Consider the following 18116-nt stretch of genomic DNA (forward strand, 5'->3'; position numbering starts at 1 on the left):
CTCGCCCCCTCCCCTCGATACTTGGCGCTGGTCATAAGCGGCGACCCTCGTCCCATCGAAACCCCCGCCGTTCTCGAAAGACCCGCGCATGTGCTTTTCGGCCACCGCCAGCTTTACCGCCGCCGGGGTGCTGGCCACGGTCGGCGTGGCGACATTGCGCCATGTGCGTGAGCCGCGCGCGCTGCTATTCGCTTGTGTCCCGCTGCTGTTTTCCGCGCACCAGTTTTCCGAAGGCATGGTGTGGCTCGCGCTTGAGGGGCGGCTGGGCCCCTATGCACTCGATCATGCGGTGTTCCTGTTCACGCTCTACGCAATCGGCATCCTGCCGCTGCTGATGCCAGTCGCGGTGCTGCTGATGGAGCCTCCGGGATGGCGGCGCATTGCGATTTTGGGGACGGTTGCGGTCGGCGCGGTGGTGTTCGCTTGGGACATGTCGGGTCTTGTCGTCGCGCCGACCTGCGCCGTCATCGAGCAGCATTCGATCCGGTACACCAACCCGATCACCAGCCAATTGTGGGTGTCGCTGCTTTACATCTTGGCGACGTGTGGGGCGCTGCTGCTGTCCACCCACCGCGTGGTGCGGACCTATGGTGCGCTCAACGTGATCGGGCTGACGATCGTGCATCTGGTGAAGGGGTATGCCTTCGCCTCGGTGTGGTGCTTTTACGCCGCGGTGCTGAGCGTGGTGCTGTACCGCCAGTTCAACCGGCAGGACATCGATATCAAAACGCCCAACGGCACGACACCGGGTTTGCGGCCGTTCCTTCTGTCGTGGCTGCGCGGCTGAGGGGAGCGGTCGCGCCCCACCGTCCCTGTCGCGGGGCCTATATCTTGGTATAGTCGGCACGAATGGGGTCACCGCTATTGCGGTTGCGCGTTATGGTGGCTTCGCCCAGTCGAGAAAGGGGACGCAATGAGCACGCCCGATACACGCGCCCCGCAGATGTTTCCCGTGCTCAATGCCGCGCAGATCGCGACGGCGCGGCGCTTTGCCAGCGGCCCCGAACGCCACTTCGCGCCGGGCGAGCAAGTCTATGCGATCGGCGAACAGGATGCTCCGGCATGGCTGGTGCTGGAGGGATCGATCGACGTCGTCCGGCGCGATGGCTTGAACCATGAAGCGCCGGTTACGACTCATAATGCGGGGCAGTTTACCGGCGAGGTCAATCAACTGGCCGGGCGTGGCTCGATTGCTGCGGGTCACGCCGGGCCGAACGGCTGTGTGGCGCTGCCTTTCGATCCGGCGCATCTGCGCGCGTTGATGGTCGGGTCGGCCGATGTGGGCGAGATCGTCATGCGCGCGCTCATTCTCCGTCGCGTCGCGCTGATCGAGCAAGGCGGGGCGGGGACGATCCTGATCGGCGTGCCGAACAGCGCGGACGTCATCCGCCTCCAGGGCTTCCTGACGCGCAGCGGCTACCCCAATAAAGTGCTCGACGCGGCCGCCGATGCCGAGGGGAAGGCGCTGATCGAACGCATCGGAGTTTTGCCCGAAGACCTCCCGCTCGTGGTTTGCCCGAGCGGAGAGGTGTTGCGCAATCCGAGCAACCTGCAAGTGGCCACGTGCGTCGGCATGACACCCAAGCTCGATCCCGCGAAGATTTATGACGTGGCGATCGTCGGTGCCGGTCCGGCGGGATTGGCAGCGGCTGTCTACGCCGCATCGGAAGGCCTGTCGGTCATCGTTCTCGACGAACGTGCAATGGGCGGCCAGGCTGGCGCATCGTCGCGCATCGAGAATTATCTTGGCTTCCCCACGGGTATTTCGGGGCAAGCCTTGGCTGGTCGTGCCTTCAATCAGGCAGTGAAATTCGGCGCGGAAATCGCGGTGCCGCTGGGGGTGAAGGCGCTCGATTGCACCGCCGAGCGGATCGCGCTCGACCTGGTCGGCGGGCAGCAATTGCTGGCACGCGCAATCGTCGTCGCGTCGGGCGCGCGGTATCGACGGCCGGCAATCGCCAACCTCGCCGAGTTCGAGGGGCGGGGTATTTCCTATTGGGCCTCCCCGATCGAGGCCCGGCTTTGTGCAGGCGAAGAGGTCGCGCTGGTCGGCGGTGGCAATTCAGCCGGGCAGGCGATCGTATTTCTGGCACCCCAGGTGCGACATCTGCATCTTATTGTGCGGCGCAGCCTTTCCGAAACCATGTCGCAATATTTGATCGACCGGATCGCCGCGTTGCCGAACGTGCAGATCCATGTCGGCAGCGAGGTCGTCGCGCTGGAGGGCGATCCTGCGACCGGGCTTGAGTCGGCGGAGTTCCGAAATTTAGCCGACGGGACATCCCGTCGCCTGGCGTTGCACCACTTGTTCCTCTTCATTGGTGCCGACCCAAATACCGACTGGCTGAAAGACTGCGTCGACACCGACGACAAGGGCTTCATTGTAACGGGCGGCGGTGCCCGGTCGCTGGAAACCAGCCTGCCCGGTGTGTTTGCCATTGGCGACGTCCGCGCCGGCTCGACCAAACGCGTGGCTGCGGCGGTTGGCGAGGGGGCCGCCGTCGTCGCGCAGATTCACGCCCTTCTCGCCGAACGATCGACCACGGAGACCGTATGACATCCTGCCGTCACAGCATCACGATCAACGAAGTCACGCCCAGCGCGCGGGGGTGTGAGGAATGCCTGAAGATCGGAAGCGTCTGGCTCCACTTGCGCTTGTGCCGTTCGTGCGGACATGTCGGGTGTTGCGATCAGTCGCCGCATCGACACGCACGCGCACATTTCAATGCGACCCAGCACCCCATCATCGAAGGCTATGATCCGCCCGAGGGCTGGGGGTGGTGTTACGTCGACCAGGAGGAAATCGATTTGCCCGACCAAACGCCGCAACGGGGCCCGATTCCGCGTTATTATTGAGCGACCGAGTGAGCATGGGCAATCGCCTCGCTGGCGTCGGAACAGCGCGGTTGCGCCTCGCGCGTTTCCATTGCCCGGCGGGTTCTGCGTATTAGTCCCAATGCCGATCTCTGGCGGTGAGCGGTATCGTGGCCCCGGTATCGATACCTACGGAGGCTGGCATGAAGACCATATTGCTGCTGCTGCACGACGATGGTGGCCAGGAGGCGCGCTTGCAGGCTGCGCTGGACCTGACACGCACCTTGGAAGGGCATCTGGTATGCCTGGACGTGACGATCATGCCGACCATGGTGGTTTCCGATGCGCTGGGCGATGCGGGTTTTGGCATGTTGCTGCAGGAGGAAAGGCAGCGCGAGAGCGCCAACCGCGAGAAACTGGAGGCCCGACTCGTTCATGAGGATGTGAGCTGGGACTGGCGCGATGCAACCGGCGAAGTGGCCCCGTGCCTGCGCGATGAAACCGCGCTTGCCGATCTCATTGTCGTCAATCGCCAGTTGGAGGCTTGCCCGGTGCCCGACATGCGGGCGCTGGCGGGCGACCTGGTGGTAAAGACCCACATCCCGGTGCTGGCCGTGCCGGAGGATTTGAGTCGGCTCGATCTCGACCGGGCGCTGATCGCCTGGGATGGCTCTACCGCGTCGGCGGCAGCACTGCGGGCGGCGGTGGCGCTCCTGCGCCATGCCGAACGCGTGACGATCATCGCGATCGGCGACGAGTCCGACCGACTCCCCGCCGAAGCGGCTGCGGCCTATCTCTCTCGCTATGGCATTCACGCAGAGGTCGAACATGTCGCGCTGGACGGGGCAAAGGTCGGCGATGTGCTGTTTGAACGGGTGTCGAGCGGGCACTTCGGCTATGTGGTGATGGGCGGGTTCGGCCATCACCGTGTTGCCGAGGCCCTGTTTGGTGGAGTTACCAGGATGATGCTGACGAAAAGCCCCGTGCCGATTTTCCTGGCGCACTGAACGATCTTGGGGATGTTCTTGTTCGTCCGCTTCGCTGCGGCCCTTTCGGTCGCGGCGAGCGTCCCGGTTGCCAGCGCGACACTCCAACAACCGGTGCCGCCCGCTGCGGCGCAGGCACCGCGCTGGTCGGCCGGCGATCTTGCCGCGCTCGTCCAGGAAATCGGGCGGTCGACGCAGGAAGGGTTGAGTCCCGAGCGCTACGGCGCGACGGCGTTGCAACGCGCGATCGACCAGCGCGCGCCAGATTTGGAGGCGGAGGCCAGCCGCGCCGCACTGCTCCTCGCGCATGATTATGCGGAAGGTGCGGCATCCGCCGATGCACGCAAGGGCTGGGAGATCGCACGCGATCCGATCGACCTGGACCTGTGGCTGCGCGAGGCGCTCGCGCGGCACGATGTGGCCGGGGCGTTGCAAGCGCTGCTGCCGCGGTCGTCGGGCTATGCCGCATTGCGCGCCGCGCTGCCGGCTTGCGACACCCCGGCGCATTGCACGACATTGAAGGTCAACCTCGAACGCTGGCGCTGGTTGCCGCGCGCGCTGGGTGCCCACTACCTTTGGGCCAATCCGGCAGCGTATCGACTCGATCTGATCGAGGGGGACCGCGTCATCCAGAGCCACCGCATTATCGTTGGCAAGCCGACCACGCCGACCCCCGTGTTTGCCACGTTGGTGACCGGGGTGACCGCCAATCCGTGGTGGAATGTGCCGAGCAGCATCGTGTCGGAAAGCGTGGGTGCGATGGTGCGCAATCGTCCGGCTCAGGCCGCACGGCTTGGCTATGTCGCCACGCGCGGCGCGGGTGGTCGATTGCAAGTGCGGCAGCGACCGGGGCCGCTCAACGCGCTTGGCCAAGTCAAGATCGAGATGCCCAACGCTTATAGCATCTTCCTGCACGACACGCCGTCAAAGGGGCTGTTCGAGCAGGAGCGGCGGGCATTCTCGCACGGATGTATGCGGACCGAACACCCTGACGTGCTGGCGCGCACGCTGCTCGCACCGGAGACCGCGCGGAGCTTCGACCAATATCTGGCGCAGGGCACCAATCATACGTTTGCGCTCGATCGCCCGGTGCCCGTCTACATCGTCTATTTCACCGCAGTGGCCGATCCGGCGGCAACAAGTGGCGTGGCGTATCTTGACGACGTTTACGGCCGCGATGCCGGGCTGGCGAAAGCAGCCTGAGTCTTTCACTCCAGGGCAACGATCCACGTACTCTTCCCGATAGAGCGGATCGGCGTCGCTGTTACCCTCCAGCCGATGAAGACCTCACCGCCTATTCCAGCGCCCGCGCCGGGCGAGCAGACAGAGACACTGGCGTTTCTCTCGTCGGGTGCCGCCTTTGGTCTCGCAAGTCCGCCCCGCCGGATCGACACCCATGCTGCGATCGTGTTTCTGTGCCCTGATCGCGCGTGGAAGCTGAAGCGCGCCGTGCGCTTGCCCTATCTCGATTTCTCGACACCGGCTCTGCGCGAACGCGCACTGGCGGCGGAACTGGCACTCAACCGCCGCACCGCTCCGATGCTGTATCGTGCGCTCCATCCTGTCCGGCGCGGCAAAACGGGGCAGTTGTCGATCGGCGGGGCGGGCGAGACGGTCGACTGGCTGCTCGAAATGACGCGGTTTCCCGACGGCGCATTGCTCGACGAGATGGCGGCGACGGCAGAGATCGACGATGCGCTGCTGCTGCGGCTGGCGGATCGCGTTCAACGCTTCCACGCCACGGAACCGATCGTCCGGACCGCGACAGCGGCAGAAGGCTTTCGCACCGTCGTCGAAGCGGCGCTGGATCGCCTGGGCGAGTTTTCGACGATCCTTGATGAAGCGCAGGTCGCCCGGCTGGGCGACGATCTGCGGAGACGGGTGGAGGAACTCGCGCCGCTGCTCGATGCGCGCGCAGTGGCGGGGCGGGTGCGGCATGTCCATGGCGATTTGCACCTCGCCAATATCGCGGTGCTCGATGGTGAGCCGACGTTATTCGACTGTCTCGAATTTGATGCCGAACTCGCCACCACCGACGTCCTTTACGATCTCGCCTTTCTGTTGATGGATTTGTGGCACCGCGGGCTGCGGCGCGCGGCGAACATCGTGTTCAACCGCTACGTCGACCTTTCGCCGGAGGATGAAGGGGGCGTTGCACTGCTGCCCGTTTTCCTGGCGACGCGCGCGGTTATTCGCGCGCATGTCGCCGCGACTCGCAGCACGCAGGCCGGCCGGGATAGCGCGCAGGACCGTGACGCGCGTGGCTATCTTGCCTTGGCGACGGAGTTGATCGCGCCGGTGCCGCCTTCGCTGGTCGCGATCGGAGGATTGTCGGGGACTGGAAAGTCGAGTGTCGCACGCGGTCTAGGTGGAGAGATCGGTCGCGCACCGGGCGCCCGTATCCTGCGCACCGACGTGCTGCGAAAGCGCAGTGCGGGCGTCATGCCTGAAATGGGGTTGCCGCCCGCTTATTATGGGCCCGATACGACGGAGCAGGTCTATCGTCTGCTCGATCGGCTGGCCGCTGCGGCGTTGGCGCAGGGGAGTGCGGTCATCGTCGATGCAACCTTTGCCTCGCGCGATCAGCGCAATGCGATCGAGATCGTGGGGAGACGCGGTCGCGTGGCTTTTACCGGTATCTGGCTGGAGACCGATCTCCACCACCGTCTGGCGCGGGTCGTGGGGAGGCTGCATGATGCCTCGGACGCAAATGCGGCGGTCGTTCGCGGGCAAGCGGCGAAGGCCGTTGGACCGCTCGGCGACTGGCACCGTGTTGCGGCAGATGGCGCGCTCGATGACGTCTTGCGCGCCGTGCGCGCGTTGGTGCGCAGCGCCTGATGACAGATGCCGCGGCCTATACCTGCTTGTTGGCTGTCCGGCGGCGCGGATGGCCGACTGCGACGCCGCCGGACAGCCGTGCGACCCACGGGTAGCGTTGGGCAACCTCCTCGGTATAGCCGAGGTTGAACACGGTCGGGCTTTTCGTGGGTCGGTCGGCACGCGTATAGAGCGTCCCGAACAGGCGATCCCACAGGAAATTGGTGATGCCGAAATTGCCATCCTCATCGTGGAAATGATGTTCGACGTGACGTACCTTCATCGTCGCCAGCCATTTGATCCGCGGCTTGTACGCAAGATGCTGGATGCAGTGGAAAAATTCGTAGAAGCAGGTGCAGAGCAGTCCGGTTGCGAACCCCGCTGCCGCGCCGCCGATCCCGCCGATCAGATAGCCGGGCAGGGCGGCAACCACGAGCAGCGTCGGCAGCGTGGTGTAGAGCGCGCCAAACAGCACCTCGAGATGATTGGGGTCGACATGATGGTCGTAGTGGATCCGCTTCCAGGTGGAGGCCAGAAACGGCACCTTGAACATCCAGTGGCAATGCAGCACCCAGCGGTGCAGCACGTACCAGATCAGCGGATAGGCAAACAGGATCAGTGCGACCGTCGCGACCGTCGGCAATGGTGCGGCGGGGTGCCACACGAACAGGCCGATCGAAAGCGCGGTCAGCGCCAGATAGGCGACGATGGTGTAATGCTGGAAATAGGCGACCACCAATTCGCGGAAGGTCATCCGGTCCAGATAATGCGACCGTGTCCAGAAGGTGCCGTTTTGGCCCGTGCGTGCGGTGTTCACTCGATGTCTGCCCGATCGTTCCGATTGGGGGCGAGCGATAGCGGTGGGGCAGGCGGCGGCGTTTGACCGCCATCAAATCGGCGATGGCCGCCGCCTCTAGGTAAAAATCCCAATATTCTAATGGGGTGGGGTGGCCGATCTGTGCGCCGTCGCGGGCCGACGCTTCCGGCGATCAGAGGATATTCCATGCCATTCGCAACGACCAATCCGTTTACGGGTGAAACCCTCAAGACCTTCCCGACTGCAACCGACGCCCAGGTGGTCGAAGCGATTGGCGCGGCGCACCAGGCGTTTCGGTCCTGGCGCGAGACGAGTTTTGCCGAACGCGCGCGGATCATGACCAATGCGGCGGCGATCCTGCGGCGCGACAGTGCGTCGCTGGCCGCGATCCTGACGCTGGAAATGGGCAAATTGCTGAGCGAGGCGAAGGCTGAGGTCGAATTGTCCGCCGCGATTTTCGACTATTATGCCCGCCATGCCGAAGCCTTGTTGCAGCCCGAGCGGCTCCCCGTTGCCGACCCGGCCGAGGGCGAGGCGATGCTGGTGTACGAGCCGCTGGGCGTGTTGCTGTGCGTCGAGCCGTGGAATTTCCCTTACTATCAGATCGCGCGCATCATCGCGCCGCAGCTTTCGGCGGGCAACACGATGCTGCTGAAACACGCCTCCAACGTGCCGCAGAGCGCCGCCGCTTTCGAAGCGTTGATGCTCGAGGCCGGGCTGCCCAAGGGCGCGTTCATCAACCTGTATGTCGACCATAAGCAAATCGAGCTGATCCTGAACGACCCGCGCGTGCAGGGCGTGGCGCTGACCGGCTCGGAAGCCGCTGGCGCAAGCGTGGCGGCCGCAGCGGGCAAGGCGCTGAAAAAGTCCACAATGGAACTGGGCGGTGCCGATGCCTTCGTCGTGCTGGCCGACGCCGATCTGGAAAAGACCACAAAATGGGCGGTGTTCGGTCGCCACTGGAATGGCGGGCAAGTGTGCGTGTCGTCCAAGCGCATGATTATCGTCGATCCGGTCTATGATGCCTTTCTGGAGGGCTACACCAAGGGTGTCGCCGCGTTGCGCATGGGCGATCCATTCGACCCCGAAACCACGCTTGCCCCCCTGTCGTCGCAGAGTGCCGCAGATGACCTGAAGGCGATGATCCGCAAGGCGGTCGAACATGGGGCCACCGCTACGGAAGTCGGGCCGGAAGCGCCCAATCACGGTGCGTTCGTGCGACCGACGATCCTGACCGACATCGGTGAGGACAATCCGGCGCGCTATTGGGAGTTCTTCGGTCCGGTCTCGATGCTGTTCCGGGCGAAGGACGAGGCGGATGCGATCCGCATCGCCAACGATTCGCCGTTCGGCCTCGGTGGCTCGGTGTTCACCAGTGACCCGGCGCATGGCGCGGAGGTCGCCAAGAAGATCTCGACCGGCATGGTGTTCGTCAACCATCCGACGATGGTCAAGGCCGACCTGCCCTTCGGTGGCGTCCGCCGCTCGGGTTATGGGCGCGAGCTGCTCGACCTCGGTCTCAAGGAATTCGTCAATCACAAGCTGATCGACGTCGTCGATATCGACGCCCCGTTCTGACGCCCCCCTTAGAGTTCCCCCGAAAAGGAAGCAGATCATGCAAAAGACCATGAAAGCCGCCGTTGTCCGCGAGTTCGGCAAGCCGCTGGTGATCGAGGAGGTCACGGTGCCGATGCCGGGGCCGGGCCAGATCCTCGTCAAGATCGCGGCGACCGGTGTGTGTCACACCGATCTTCATGCCGCCGAGGGCGACTGGCCGGTCAAGCCCAACCCGCCCTTCATTCCCGGGCATGAGGGCGTCGGCCACGTCGTCGCGGTTGGCAGCGGCGTCACCCATGTCAAGGAAGGCGACCGCGTCGGCGTGCCATGGCTGTACAGCGCGTGCGGGCATTGCGTGCATTGCCTGGGCGGCTGGGAAACGCTGTGCGAGACGCAGCAGAATACCGGCTATTCGGTCAATGGCAGCTTTGCCGAATATGTGCTGGCCGACCCCAATTATGTCGGCCATCTCCCCGACAATATCGGGTTCGTCGATATCTCGCCCGTGCTGTGCGCCGGGGTGACGGTTTATAAGGGCCTTAAGGTCACCGATACCAAGCCGGGCGACTGGGTGGCGATTTCGGGCATTGGCGGGCTCGGCCATATGGCGGTGCAATATGCCAAGGCGATGGGGTTGAACGTCGTCGCGGTCGACGTTGACGATGCCAAGCTGAAGCTGGCCGAGGAACTCGGCGCGAGCCTGACGGTCAATGCGCGCGACGCCGATCCGGCGGCGTTCATCAAGAAGGAGATCGGCGGCGCGCAGGGCGTGCTGGTCACCGCCGTCAGCCCGATCGCGTTCAAACAGGCGATGGGCATGGTGCGGCGCGGCGGCACGGTGTCGCTCAACGGCTTGCCGCCGGGCGAATTCCCGATGTCGATCTTCGATACGGTGCTCAATGGCATCACCGTACGCGGGTCGATCGTGGGGACGCGGCTCGATCTCCAGGAATCGCTCGATTTCGCCGCAGCGGGCAAGGTGCGGGCAACGGTGACGACCGACACGCTGGAGAACATCAACGATGTGTTCGGCCGGATGCACCGCGGCGAGATCGAGGGCCGCGTGGTGATCGATTTCGAAAATCCTCCGGTCGCGGCGAATGCGACGGCTGCGGCCGCCCTGGTGTCAGCGGCCTGACACGCGGTTCAGTCGATGGATCATGGACGAGGCCGGGCCTATGCCCGGCCTCGTTTGATTCGTGCGGCTGCGCGGCCACCACCGATGCCGCCGAACCGCGTGACTCTACGTACATCCGCCGTTCAGAATCCGCAGTAGCGGTTTGACGAAGGTCAAGGGCCGCGTCGGCTGACGTGGCCATTGGCAAGCTGTAGTGGCTGCGGAGGCGCGAATGGACGGAATCGTGATGAGGGCGGTGGCCTGGCTCTTGGTGGCCTTCGCGGCGGTGGGAATGTCCGCCTGCGCGATCGACCAGGGCTTTGCCATCCAGATGGGAATCGTCGCGCTGGCGGCATTTATCGCTGCGTTCTACGCGATGCGTCGCGTTGGCAATCCCGCGATTGCTGCGGACGGGTCCTTGCCCGCCCCGCGCGATCGCTATGATGACGAGGTCATCCGCTGGGGCGTGATCGCCACGGTGTTCTGGGCGATCGTCGGCCTGCTGGTCGGCGTGGTCATCGCCTCGCAGCTCGCCTTCCCGCTGCTCAACCTCCATTCGGAATATACCACCTTCGGGCGTTTGCGGCCGCTGCACACATCGGCGGTGATCTTCGCCTTTGGTGGCAACGCGCTGATCGCGACGAGTTATTATGTCGTCCAGCGCACCTGCCGCGCGCGCCTGGCCTTCCCCTGGCTCGCACGCTTCGTGTTCTGGGGCTACCAGCTGTTCATCGTGCTTGCGGCGACGGGCTATCTGCTCGGCATCACCGAGGGCCGCGAATATGCCGAGCCCGAATGGTATGTCGACATCTGGCTGACGATCGTCTGGGTCTCCTACCTCGCGGTCTATGTCGGCACGATCGTGCGCCGCTCCGAACCGCATATCTATGTCGCCAACTGGTTCTATCTCGGCTTCATCATCACCGTCGCGATGCTCCACCTCGTCAACAATGTGACGATGCCGGTGTCGTTCTTCGGCTCCAAATCCTATTCGGCCTTTGCCGGCGTGCAGGACGCGCTGACGCAGTGGTGGTACGGCCATAACGCGGTCGGCTTCTTCCTGACGGCCGGCTTCCTCGGCATGATGTACTATTTCGTGCCCAAGCAAGCCGAGCGGCCGATCTACAGCTACCGGCTGTCGATCATCCACTTCTGGTCGCTGATCTTCCTCTACATCTGGGCCGGGCCGCACCACCTGCACTATACCGCGCTGCCCGACTGGGCGCAGACGTTGGGCGAAGTGTTCTCGGTGATGCTGTGGATGCCGAGCTGGGGCGGCATGATCAACGGCCTGATGACGCTCAACGGCGCATGGGACAAGATCCGCACCGATCCGATCATCCGCATGATGGTGTTCGCGCTCGCCTTCTACGGCATGGCCACCTTCGAAGGGCCGATGATGTCGATCAAGGAGGTCAATTCGCTCAGCCACTATACCGACTGGACGATCGGCCATGTCCATTCCGCCGCGCTTGGCTGGAACGGGATGATCACCTTCGGTGCGCTGTATTACATGACGCCGCGTTTGTGGGGCCGCACCCGGCTCTATTCGCTGCGGATGGTGAACTGGCACTTCTGGTGCGCCACGCTCGGCATCGTGCTCTACGCCTCGTCGATGTGGGTGGCGGGCATCATGCAGGGGCTGATGTGGCGCGAATATGGAAGCGACGGCTATCTCGTCTATTCCTTCGCCGAAGTCGTCCAGGCGATGCACCCTTATTATCTGATCCGCACGACGGGTGGGCTGCTTTACCTCACCGGTGCGCTGATCATGGCCTGGAACATCTGGATGACGATTGCGGGCAAGCTCCGCGACGAAGCCCCGATGTCGTCCCCGGCCTTCGATCCGGCGCGCGACCGTCCGCTCCAGCACGTCCCAGCAGAATAAGGGCGCGACCATGGCAAATCTTCTCAACCGCCACAAAGTGATCGAGCGCAACGTCACGTTGCTCGCCGTGTTCGCTTTCCTCACCGTCGCCATCGGCGGCATCGTCGAGATCGCTCCCCTGTTCTGGATCGACTCGACGGTGACCAAGGTGGAGGGCGTGCGGCCCTATACCCCGCTCGAACTCGCCGGGCGCGACATCTACATCCGCGAGGGATGTTATGGCTGCCACAGCCAGATGATCCGCCCGTTCCGCGACGAGACCGAACGCTACGGCCATTACAGCCTGGCCGCCGAGAGCATGTACGATCACCCGTTCCAATGGGGATCGAAGCGCACCGGGCCGGATCTGGCGCGGGTCGGCGGCCGCTATTCGGATGAATGGCACGTCCAGCATCTGAAGGACCCGCGCGCGGTGGTGCCGGAATCGATCATGCCGCCTTATGCCTTCCTCGCGGATCGCGATCTCGATGTCAGCCACATTGGCGATCACCTGGTCGCGTTGCGCCGGGTCGGGGTGCCGTACACCAATGAGGAAATCGCCAAAGCGGCCGACGACGTCACCACGCAGGCGACGGGCGAAGGCGACACGGCGGGTCTCGTCAAGCGCTATCCCAAGGCGCAAGCGCGCGATTTCGACGGCAAGCCCGGACGCGTGACCGAGATGGATGCGCTGGTCGCCTATTTGCAGGGCCTTGGCACACAGGTCGATTTCAAGTCGGCCGCGCCGCGGGAGCAAGCGCGATGACAACCTACGATCTGCTGCGGGAATTCGCCGACAGTTGGGGGCTGATCCTGATGGGGGTCGCGTTCCTGACCTTCACCGGCTGGACCTTCCTGCGTTCGGTCGCCGCCGAGCATGAACGGGCGGCAAACAGCATCTTCGAACAAGAGGACGAAGTGGATGGCTGACGAAAAGCGCATCGACGAGCCCACCGGCACCAGCTTTGTCGGGCATGAATGGGACGGGATCGAGGAACTCGACACCCCGATGCCACGCTGGTGGCTATACACCTTCTACGCCTGCATTGCCTTCGCGGCGGTGATGGTCGTGCTCTATCCGGCGATCCCGATGTTGCACAGCGCGACGACCGGGGTGCTCGGCTGGTCGAGCCATGGCGATCTCGCCAAGGAAATGGCGGCGGATCATGCGCGTCGCGCGCCGGTGATGCGCGCGCTGGCGCAAACGCCGATCGAAAAAATCCCGGACGATCCCAAATTGCTGCGCGCGGCGCAGGAGGGCGGGCATTCGGCGTTCAAGGTTTATTGCACGCAGTGCCACGGCGCGGGGGCCGCCGGGGCCAAGGGCTATCCCAACCTGAATGACGATGATTGGCTATGGGGTGGTGATTTGAAGACCATCCAGCAAACGCTGCTGCACGGTGTCCGCCAACCCGGCGACGAGGAAACCCGCATGTCGCAAATGCCGGCCTTCGGCCGCGACGGAATCCTCAAGCCTGACGAAGTGCAGGACGTGGTCTCCTATGTCCGTGTGCTGTCGAAGCAGGAGCGGGCGACCGCATCGTCGAAGCGGGGTGGGGCATTGTTTTCCGCCAATTGCGTGGTGTGTCATGGGGATGCGGGCAAGGGAACCCGTGCGATGGGCGCGCCCAATCTGACTGACGGCATCTGGCTCTACGGCGGGGACCGCGACACGATCACCGAGACGGTGACCAACGCCCGTTACGGCATCATGCCGGCCTGGGGCGCGCGGCTTGATCCGGTGACGATCAAGATGCTGGCAATCTATGTCCACTCGCTGGGCGGCGGCGAAAAGACGCCGGTGGATCCCGCTCCGGAGCCTGCGGCGGCACCGGCGGTCGCGGCCCGCTGATGGTCCATCCGCGGGACTTGACCGGTGACGGCCAACAGTTTTTCGAGGCGCGCCGCAAGGTGTTCCCGAAGGCCGTGGACGGTCCGTTCCGGCGCTTGAAATGGGCAATCATGCTGATCGCGCTGGCGATCTACTACGTCACGCCGTGGTTGCGCTGGAACCGCGGCCCCTATGCGCCGGATCAGGCCGTGTTGGTCGATCTGGCGCATCGGCGCTTCTACATGTTCTCGATCGAGATCTGGCCGCACGAATTCTATTATGTCGCGGGCTTGCTGATCATGGCCGGGATCGGGCTGTTCCTGGTAACCTCGGCGGTGGGGCGGGCGTGGTGCGGGTACGCGTGCCCGCAAACCGTGTGGACCGACCTGTTCGTGCATGTCGAGCGCGCGATTGACGGGGACCGCAACGCGCAAATCAAGCTGCAGCGCGCGCCCTGGGGGCCGGCCAAGGTCGCGCGGCGGATTGCCAAGCACACGATCTGGCTGGTGATCGGTGCGCTGACGGGCGGTGCGTGGATTTTCTATTTTGCCGACGCGCCGACGCTTGGCCAGGCCTTCGTGCAGGGAAGCGCGCCCTTCGTTGCCTATGCCACCGTGGGGGTATTGACCGCCACCACCTATATCTTCGGTGGCCTGATGCGGGAGCAGGTGTGCATCTACATGTGCCCGTGGCCGCGCATCCAGAGCGCGATGCTCGATGAGAAATCGCTGACGGTGACGTACAAGGCGTGGCGGGGCGAGCCGCGCTCCCACGGGCTGAAACGCGCCGAGCCGCTGGCACAGATGGACTCGGCGACGCCGTCGCTGGTCGCGCTGCTCGAACATCCCGAACTGGCGGACCGGGTCGGGGATTGTATCGACTGCAACGCTTGCGTCGCGGTGTGCCCGACTGGAATTGATATTCGCGAAGGGGCGCAGATCGGCTGCATTACCTGCGGACTATGCATCGACGCGTGCGACGGCATGATGGCCAAGGTCGGACGGCCTCCACGGCTGATCGGCTATACCACCGACCTCGACGCCCGGCGGGCTCGGGCGGGGGAGGCGGCGGTGCCCGCGCTCAAGCGCTTGTTCCGGCCGCGCACGCTTGTCTATTTCGGTGCCTGGGCGGGGATCGGCCTGGCGATGCTGTTCGCGCTGGGCAATCGTGAGCGGATCGGCATTGGCGTGCTGCAGACGCGCAATCCGCAATGGGTACGCTTGTCGGACGGCAGCATTCGCAATGGCTATACCGTCAAGGTCCGCAACATGGAGGAGCGGCCACGCTCCGTCGAAATCGCGATCGATGGTGTTCCGGGCGCGGTGCTGTGGACCGAGGCGTCTGGCCGCGGTGGTGCCGCGCGAAGCGTGCACGTCAACGTCGCGCCCGATCAGGTCGCGCAAGTGCCGGTGTTCGTTACCGCGCCCGGTGCGGGTCCGGCGCGTTCCGACCTTGGCTTCACCGTCCGCGCGCTGGATGCTGAAGGTGGAACCGCGCGCGACAGCAGCTTTTTCGAACGTCCGGAGCAAACGCCATGACCCGTCCCTTCACTGGTTGGCACATGACCGGTATTGTCGTCGCGATGTTCGGCCTTGTCATTGCGGTCAACGTGCTGATGGCGAGCTATGCCATCGGCACCTTTGGCGGAACGGTGGTCGACAACAGCTATGTCGCCAGCCAGCGCTTTAACGACTGGCTGGCCGAAGCGCGGGCGCAGCGCGCGCTCAAGTGGAATGTCGATGCTACGGTCGATGGTGACCGCGTGGTGATCGTCACCGCGCTCGCGCCGCATGGCCCGCTCTCCGATGCTGTGGTCACGGTGCGCGCAACGCATCCGCTTGGCCGGATGCCCGAGCGGGATTTGGCCTTCCGCTCGGTCGGCAACGGTCGGTTCGTGTCGACGACGGCGCTCCCGGCGGGGCGCTGGCTGTTGCGCGTCGATGTCCGCCGCGGTGCCGACGATGCGCGCTTCGACGACGAGATTCCGGCATGAGTGCCGCAGCGCCGCTCGAAACATCGATCTTCACGGTCGACGGGCTGCGCTGCGCGGGCTGTATCGCCAAGCTAGAAAAGGGCCTGCCGGAGATTTCGGGCGTCGCGTCGGCCCGGGTCAATTTCACCAGCAAGCGCGTCCGGATCGAGCACGCCGCCAACGTTGCCGACGACGATCTGCAGGCCGCGATCGGGCGGCTGGGTTTTTCGGCGCAACCCTTTGTCGGGGAAAGCGAAGCCTCGGCCAATCGCGAAAGCCGCATGTTGATGACCGCGCTGGCGGTCGCCGGGTTCGCGGCGATGAATGTCATGCTGCTGTCGGTGTCGATCTGGTCGGGCGCGGATGGCGCGACGCGGACGCTGTTCCACTGGCTCTCGGCGGCGATCGCGCTGCCGGCGGTCGCTTATGCGGGGCGGCCCTTTTTCAAAAGCGCATGGGGTGCGCTGCGGCATGGGCGCACGAACATGGACGTGCCGATTTCGATCGGCGTCGTCCTGACGCTGTCGATGAGCCTGTACGAAACCGTCATCGGCGGCGCGCACGCCTATTTCGACGGCGTGACGATGCTGCTATTTTTCCTGCTCGCCGGGCGCTTTCTCGACAGTGCGATGCGCGTGCGGGCAGCGGACGGGGTGGCGGCGCTGATGCGACGCGTGCCAAGCGAAGTGCTGGTACGGCGGCCCGATGGCAGCACCGAACAGCGCCTTGCCGCCGAACTCGCGCCGGGCATGCGGCTGCTGATCGCGGCGGGCGAACGGATCGGGGCCGATGGCGTGGTCGAGGCCGGGCGCAGCAGTGTCGACCGCTCGCTGGTGACGGGCGAGAGCGTCCCGGAGGTGGTCGCCGTTGGCGACACTGTGTTGGCGGGGACGATCAACCTCAGCGGCCCGTTGACCGTGCGCGTGACGGCGGCGGGCGAGGCGACGATCGTCGCCGATATCGCGCGGCTGATGGAGACCGCGACGCAGGGCAAGTCGCGCTACGTGCGCATCGCCGATCGCGCGTCGCAATTATATGCGCCGGCGGTGCATACGCTGGCGGCACTGAGCCTGGTCGGCTGGCTGATCGCGGGGGCGGGCCTGCACCAGGCGCTGACGATCGCGGTCGCTGTGCTGATCATCACCTGCCCGTGTGCGCTGGGGCTGGCAGTGCCGATTGCCCAAGTCGTGGCAGCGGGCGCGCTGATGCGTGCCGGGGTTCTGCTCAAGGACGGATCGGCGTTGGAGCGGCTGGCGGCCGCCGATACCGTGCTACTCGACAAGACCGGCACCGTTACGCTCGGCCACGTCGTGCCACTGGGCGGGATGCCCACCTGCGAGCAAGAACGCGGCGTATTGCTGGCGCTCGCCGAGGCGAGCCGGCACCCGCTGGCGGTGGCGCTGAGCGATGCGCTCGCACGCGATAGCGTGGTCGCCGCCGCCGTAACCGATCTGGTCGAGCATCCGGGGCTGGGCGTGGAGGCACGGCTCGGAGACGCGGTCGTGCGATTGGGGCGACTCGACTGGGTGGGGTCGCTCGTGAATAGTGCAGCCATGGCGACCGCATTTCGCATCGGCACTGGCCCGGCCCACGTGATGACGTTCGGGGATGCCTTGCGGCCCGATGCGCTCGCCGCGATCGATCGTCTCCGCGCAGAAGGGTTCGCGCCCCGCTTATTGTCGGGCGATTCGGCGGCGGTGGTCGAGACGATCGGCGATACGCTCGGTATTCACAGTAGCGCGCGGATGGACCCTGCCGACAAATGCCGCATCGTCGATGATTTTGCGGCCCGCGGGCGCAAGGTGCTGATGGTCGGCGACGGACTGAACGATGGTCCGGCGATGAAGCGTGCGTTCGTCAGCATGGCCCCGTCTTCGGGCACGGACGTCAGCCAGCTTGTCGCCGATCTGGTCTTCTTTGGCGAAAAATTGATGCCGGTGCCGATCGCCGTCGCCGCCGCGCGCCGGACGATGCGGGTCGTGCGGCAGAATTTCGCGCTGGCGATTGGTTATAATGTGCTGGCGGTGCCGCTGGCGATCGCCGGGCAAGTGACACCGTTGATCGCCGCGCTCGCCATGTCGGGATCGTCGCTGATCGTGGTCGCCAATGCGCTGCGTTTGCGCGGGGTCGCGCGATGACCGGGCTGGTGGTTCTGATTCCGGTGGCGCTGGCGTTGGGGCTGGCGGGGCTGGCGGCGTTCTTCTGGGCGGCGCGCTCGGGGCAGTTCGAGGATCTCGACGGGGCCGCGCTGCGCATCCTAATCGACGAGGAGGATCAGCCCGTGCTTGCCAAGGCTGTCGATCCGGTACCTCCCCATGCTTGATCGGGGTCAAACACC

17 protein-coding genes are annotated in these 18116 nt (G+C 64.9%); 16 read left to right on the plus strand and 1 reads right to left on the minus strand.

The window, feature by feature from the left end; genetic code table 11:
* Positions 1-88: 88 nt before the first annotated feature.
* From ACP7BY_RS11445 to ACP7BY_RS11470, 6 genes are all read left to right on the plus strand, one after another.
* Complete coding sequence (locus ACP7BY_RS11445) at positions 89-787, plus strand: DUF6629 family protein (RefSeq protein WP_033963711.1); 699 nt, start codon at positions 89-91, stop codon at positions 785-787.
* A gap of 126 nt (positions 788-913) precedes the next feature.
* Positions 914-2557, plus strand: a complete 1644-nt coding sequence (locus ACP7BY_RS11450) for an FAD-dependent oxidoreductase (RefSeq protein WP_033963713.1) — start codon at positions 914-916, stop codon at positions 2555-2557.
* Positions 2554-2856, plus strand: a complete 303-nt coding sequence (locus tag ACP7BY_RS11455; protein ID WP_126848369.1) for a UBP-type zinc finger domain-containing protein — start codon at positions 2554-2556, stop codon at positions 2854-2856. The genes ACP7BY_RS11450 and ACP7BY_RS11455 overlap by 4 nt, the downstream gene beginning before the upstream one ends.
* 161 nt (positions 2857-3017) lie before the next feature.
* On the plus strand, positions 3018-3821 hold the full coding sequence (locus ACP7BY_RS11460) for a universal stress protein (RefSeq protein ID WP_033963715.1): 804 nt from the start codon (positions 3018-3020) through the stop codon (positions 3819-3821).
* Positions 3822-3833: 12 nt separating this feature from the next.
* Positions 3834-5003 (plus strand): L,D-transpeptidase family protein, encoded by a 1170-nt coding sequence (locus ACP7BY_RS11465; RefSeq protein WP_052192122.1) that lies wholly within the window; start codon positions 3834-3836, stop codon positions 5001-5003.
* Between the two features lie 75 nt (positions 5004-5078).
* The gene (locus ACP7BY_RS11470) at positions 5079-6638 is read left to right on the plus strand and encodes an AAA family ATPase (protein WP_052192125.1); all 1560 of its coding nucleotides are present in this window, start codon (positions 5079-5081) and stop codon (positions 6636-6638) included.
* A 16-nt stretch (positions 6639-6654) separates the two neighbouring features.
* On the opposite strand, the gene ACP7BY_RS11475 is transcribed toward ACP7BY_RS11470, so the two are convergent.
* On the minus strand, positions 6655-7434 hold the full coding sequence (locus ACP7BY_RS11475) for a sterol desaturase family protein (RefSeq protein ID WP_137903006.1): 780 nt from the start codon (positions 7432-7434) through the stop codon (positions 6655-6657).
* A gap of 186 nt (positions 7435-7620) precedes the next feature.
* On the opposite strand from ACP7BY_RS11475, the gene ACP7BY_RS11480 reads away from it, so the two are divergent.
* The 10 genes from ACP7BY_RS11480 (at position 7621) to ccoS (ending at position 18101) form a co-directional block, all read left to right on the plus strand.
* Positions 7621-9012: an NAD-dependent succinate-semialdehyde dehydrogenase gene (locus ACP7BY_RS11480; RefSeq protein WP_033963716.1), complete on the plus strand. Its 1392-nt coding sequence runs from the start codon at positions 7621-7623 to the stop codon at positions 9010-9012.
* A gap of 37 nt (positions 9013-9049) precedes the next feature.
* The gene (gene adhP, locus ACP7BY_RS11485; protein WP_137903005.1) at positions 9050-10129 is read left to right on the plus strand and encodes an alcohol dehydrogenase AdhP; all 1080 of its coding nucleotides are present in this window, start codon (positions 9050-9052) and stop codon (positions 10127-10129) included.
* A 211-nt stretch (positions 10130-10340) separates the two neighbouring features.
* The gene (gene ccoN / locus ACP7BY_RS11490) at positions 10341-11996 is read left to right on the plus strand and encodes a cytochrome-c oxidase, cbb3-type subunit I (RefSeq protein ID WP_137903004.1); all 1656 of its coding nucleotides are present in this window, start codon (positions 10341-10343) and stop codon (positions 11994-11996) included.
* Between the two features lie 10 nt (positions 11997-12006).
* Complete coding sequence (gene ccoO, locus ACP7BY_RS11495) at positions 12007-12741, plus strand: cytochrome-c oxidase, cbb3-type subunit II (RefSeq protein WP_033963717.1); 735 nt, start codon at positions 12007-12009, stop codon at positions 12739-12741.
* Positions 12738-12905 carry a CcoQ/FixQ family Cbb3-type cytochrome c oxidase assembly chaperone gene (locus ACP7BY_RS11500; protein ID WP_033963718.1) on the plus strand — a complete coding sequence of 56 codons (168 nt, stop codon included), beginning with the start codon at positions 12738-12740 and terminating at the stop codon, positions 12903-12905. Before ccoO ends, ACP7BY_RS11500 begins: the two co-directional genes overlap by 4 nt.
* Positions 12898-13827 (plus strand): cytochrome-c oxidase, cbb3-type subunit III, encoded by a 930-nt coding sequence (gene ccoP / locus ACP7BY_RS11505; protein WP_126847748.1) that lies wholly within the window; start codon positions 12898-12900, stop codon positions 13825-13827. The genes ACP7BY_RS11500 and ccoP overlap by 8 nt, the downstream gene beginning before the upstream one ends.
* Positions 13827-15344, plus strand: a complete 1518-nt coding sequence (gene ccoG, locus ACP7BY_RS11510; RefSeq protein WP_137903003.1) for a cytochrome c oxidase accessory protein CcoG — start codon at positions 13827-13829, stop codon at positions 15342-15344. Before ccoP ends, ccoG begins: the two co-directional genes overlap by 1 nt.
* Positions 15341-15799 carry a FixH family protein gene (locus ACP7BY_RS11515; protein ID WP_033963720.1) on the plus strand — a complete coding sequence of 153 codons (459 nt, stop codon included), beginning with the start codon at positions 15341-15343 and terminating at the stop codon, positions 15797-15799. Before ccoG ends, ACP7BY_RS11515 begins: the two co-directional genes overlap by 4 nt.
* Positions 15796-17916, plus strand: a complete 2121-nt coding sequence (locus ACP7BY_RS11520; protein WP_033963722.1) for a heavy metal translocating P-type ATPase — start codon at positions 15796-15798, stop codon at positions 17914-17916. Before ACP7BY_RS11515 ends, ACP7BY_RS11520 begins: the two co-directional genes overlap by 4 nt.
* Entirely contained in the window at positions 17913-18101 is a 189-nt protein-coding gene (gene ccoS, locus ACP7BY_RS11525) for a cbb3-type cytochrome oxidase assembly protein CcoS (RefSeq protein WP_033963725.1), read from the plus strand. The genes ACP7BY_RS11520 and ccoS overlap by 4 nt, the downstream gene beginning before the upstream one ends.
* The last annotated feature ends 15 nt before the right edge of the window (positions 18102-18116 follow it).

Origin of the sequence: Sphingomonas sp. PSPC2-2 (assembly GCF_049897725.1) — a bacterium.
Lineage (GTDB): Bacteria > Pseudomonadota > Alphaproteobacteria > Sphingomonadales > Sphingomonadaceae > Sphingomonas.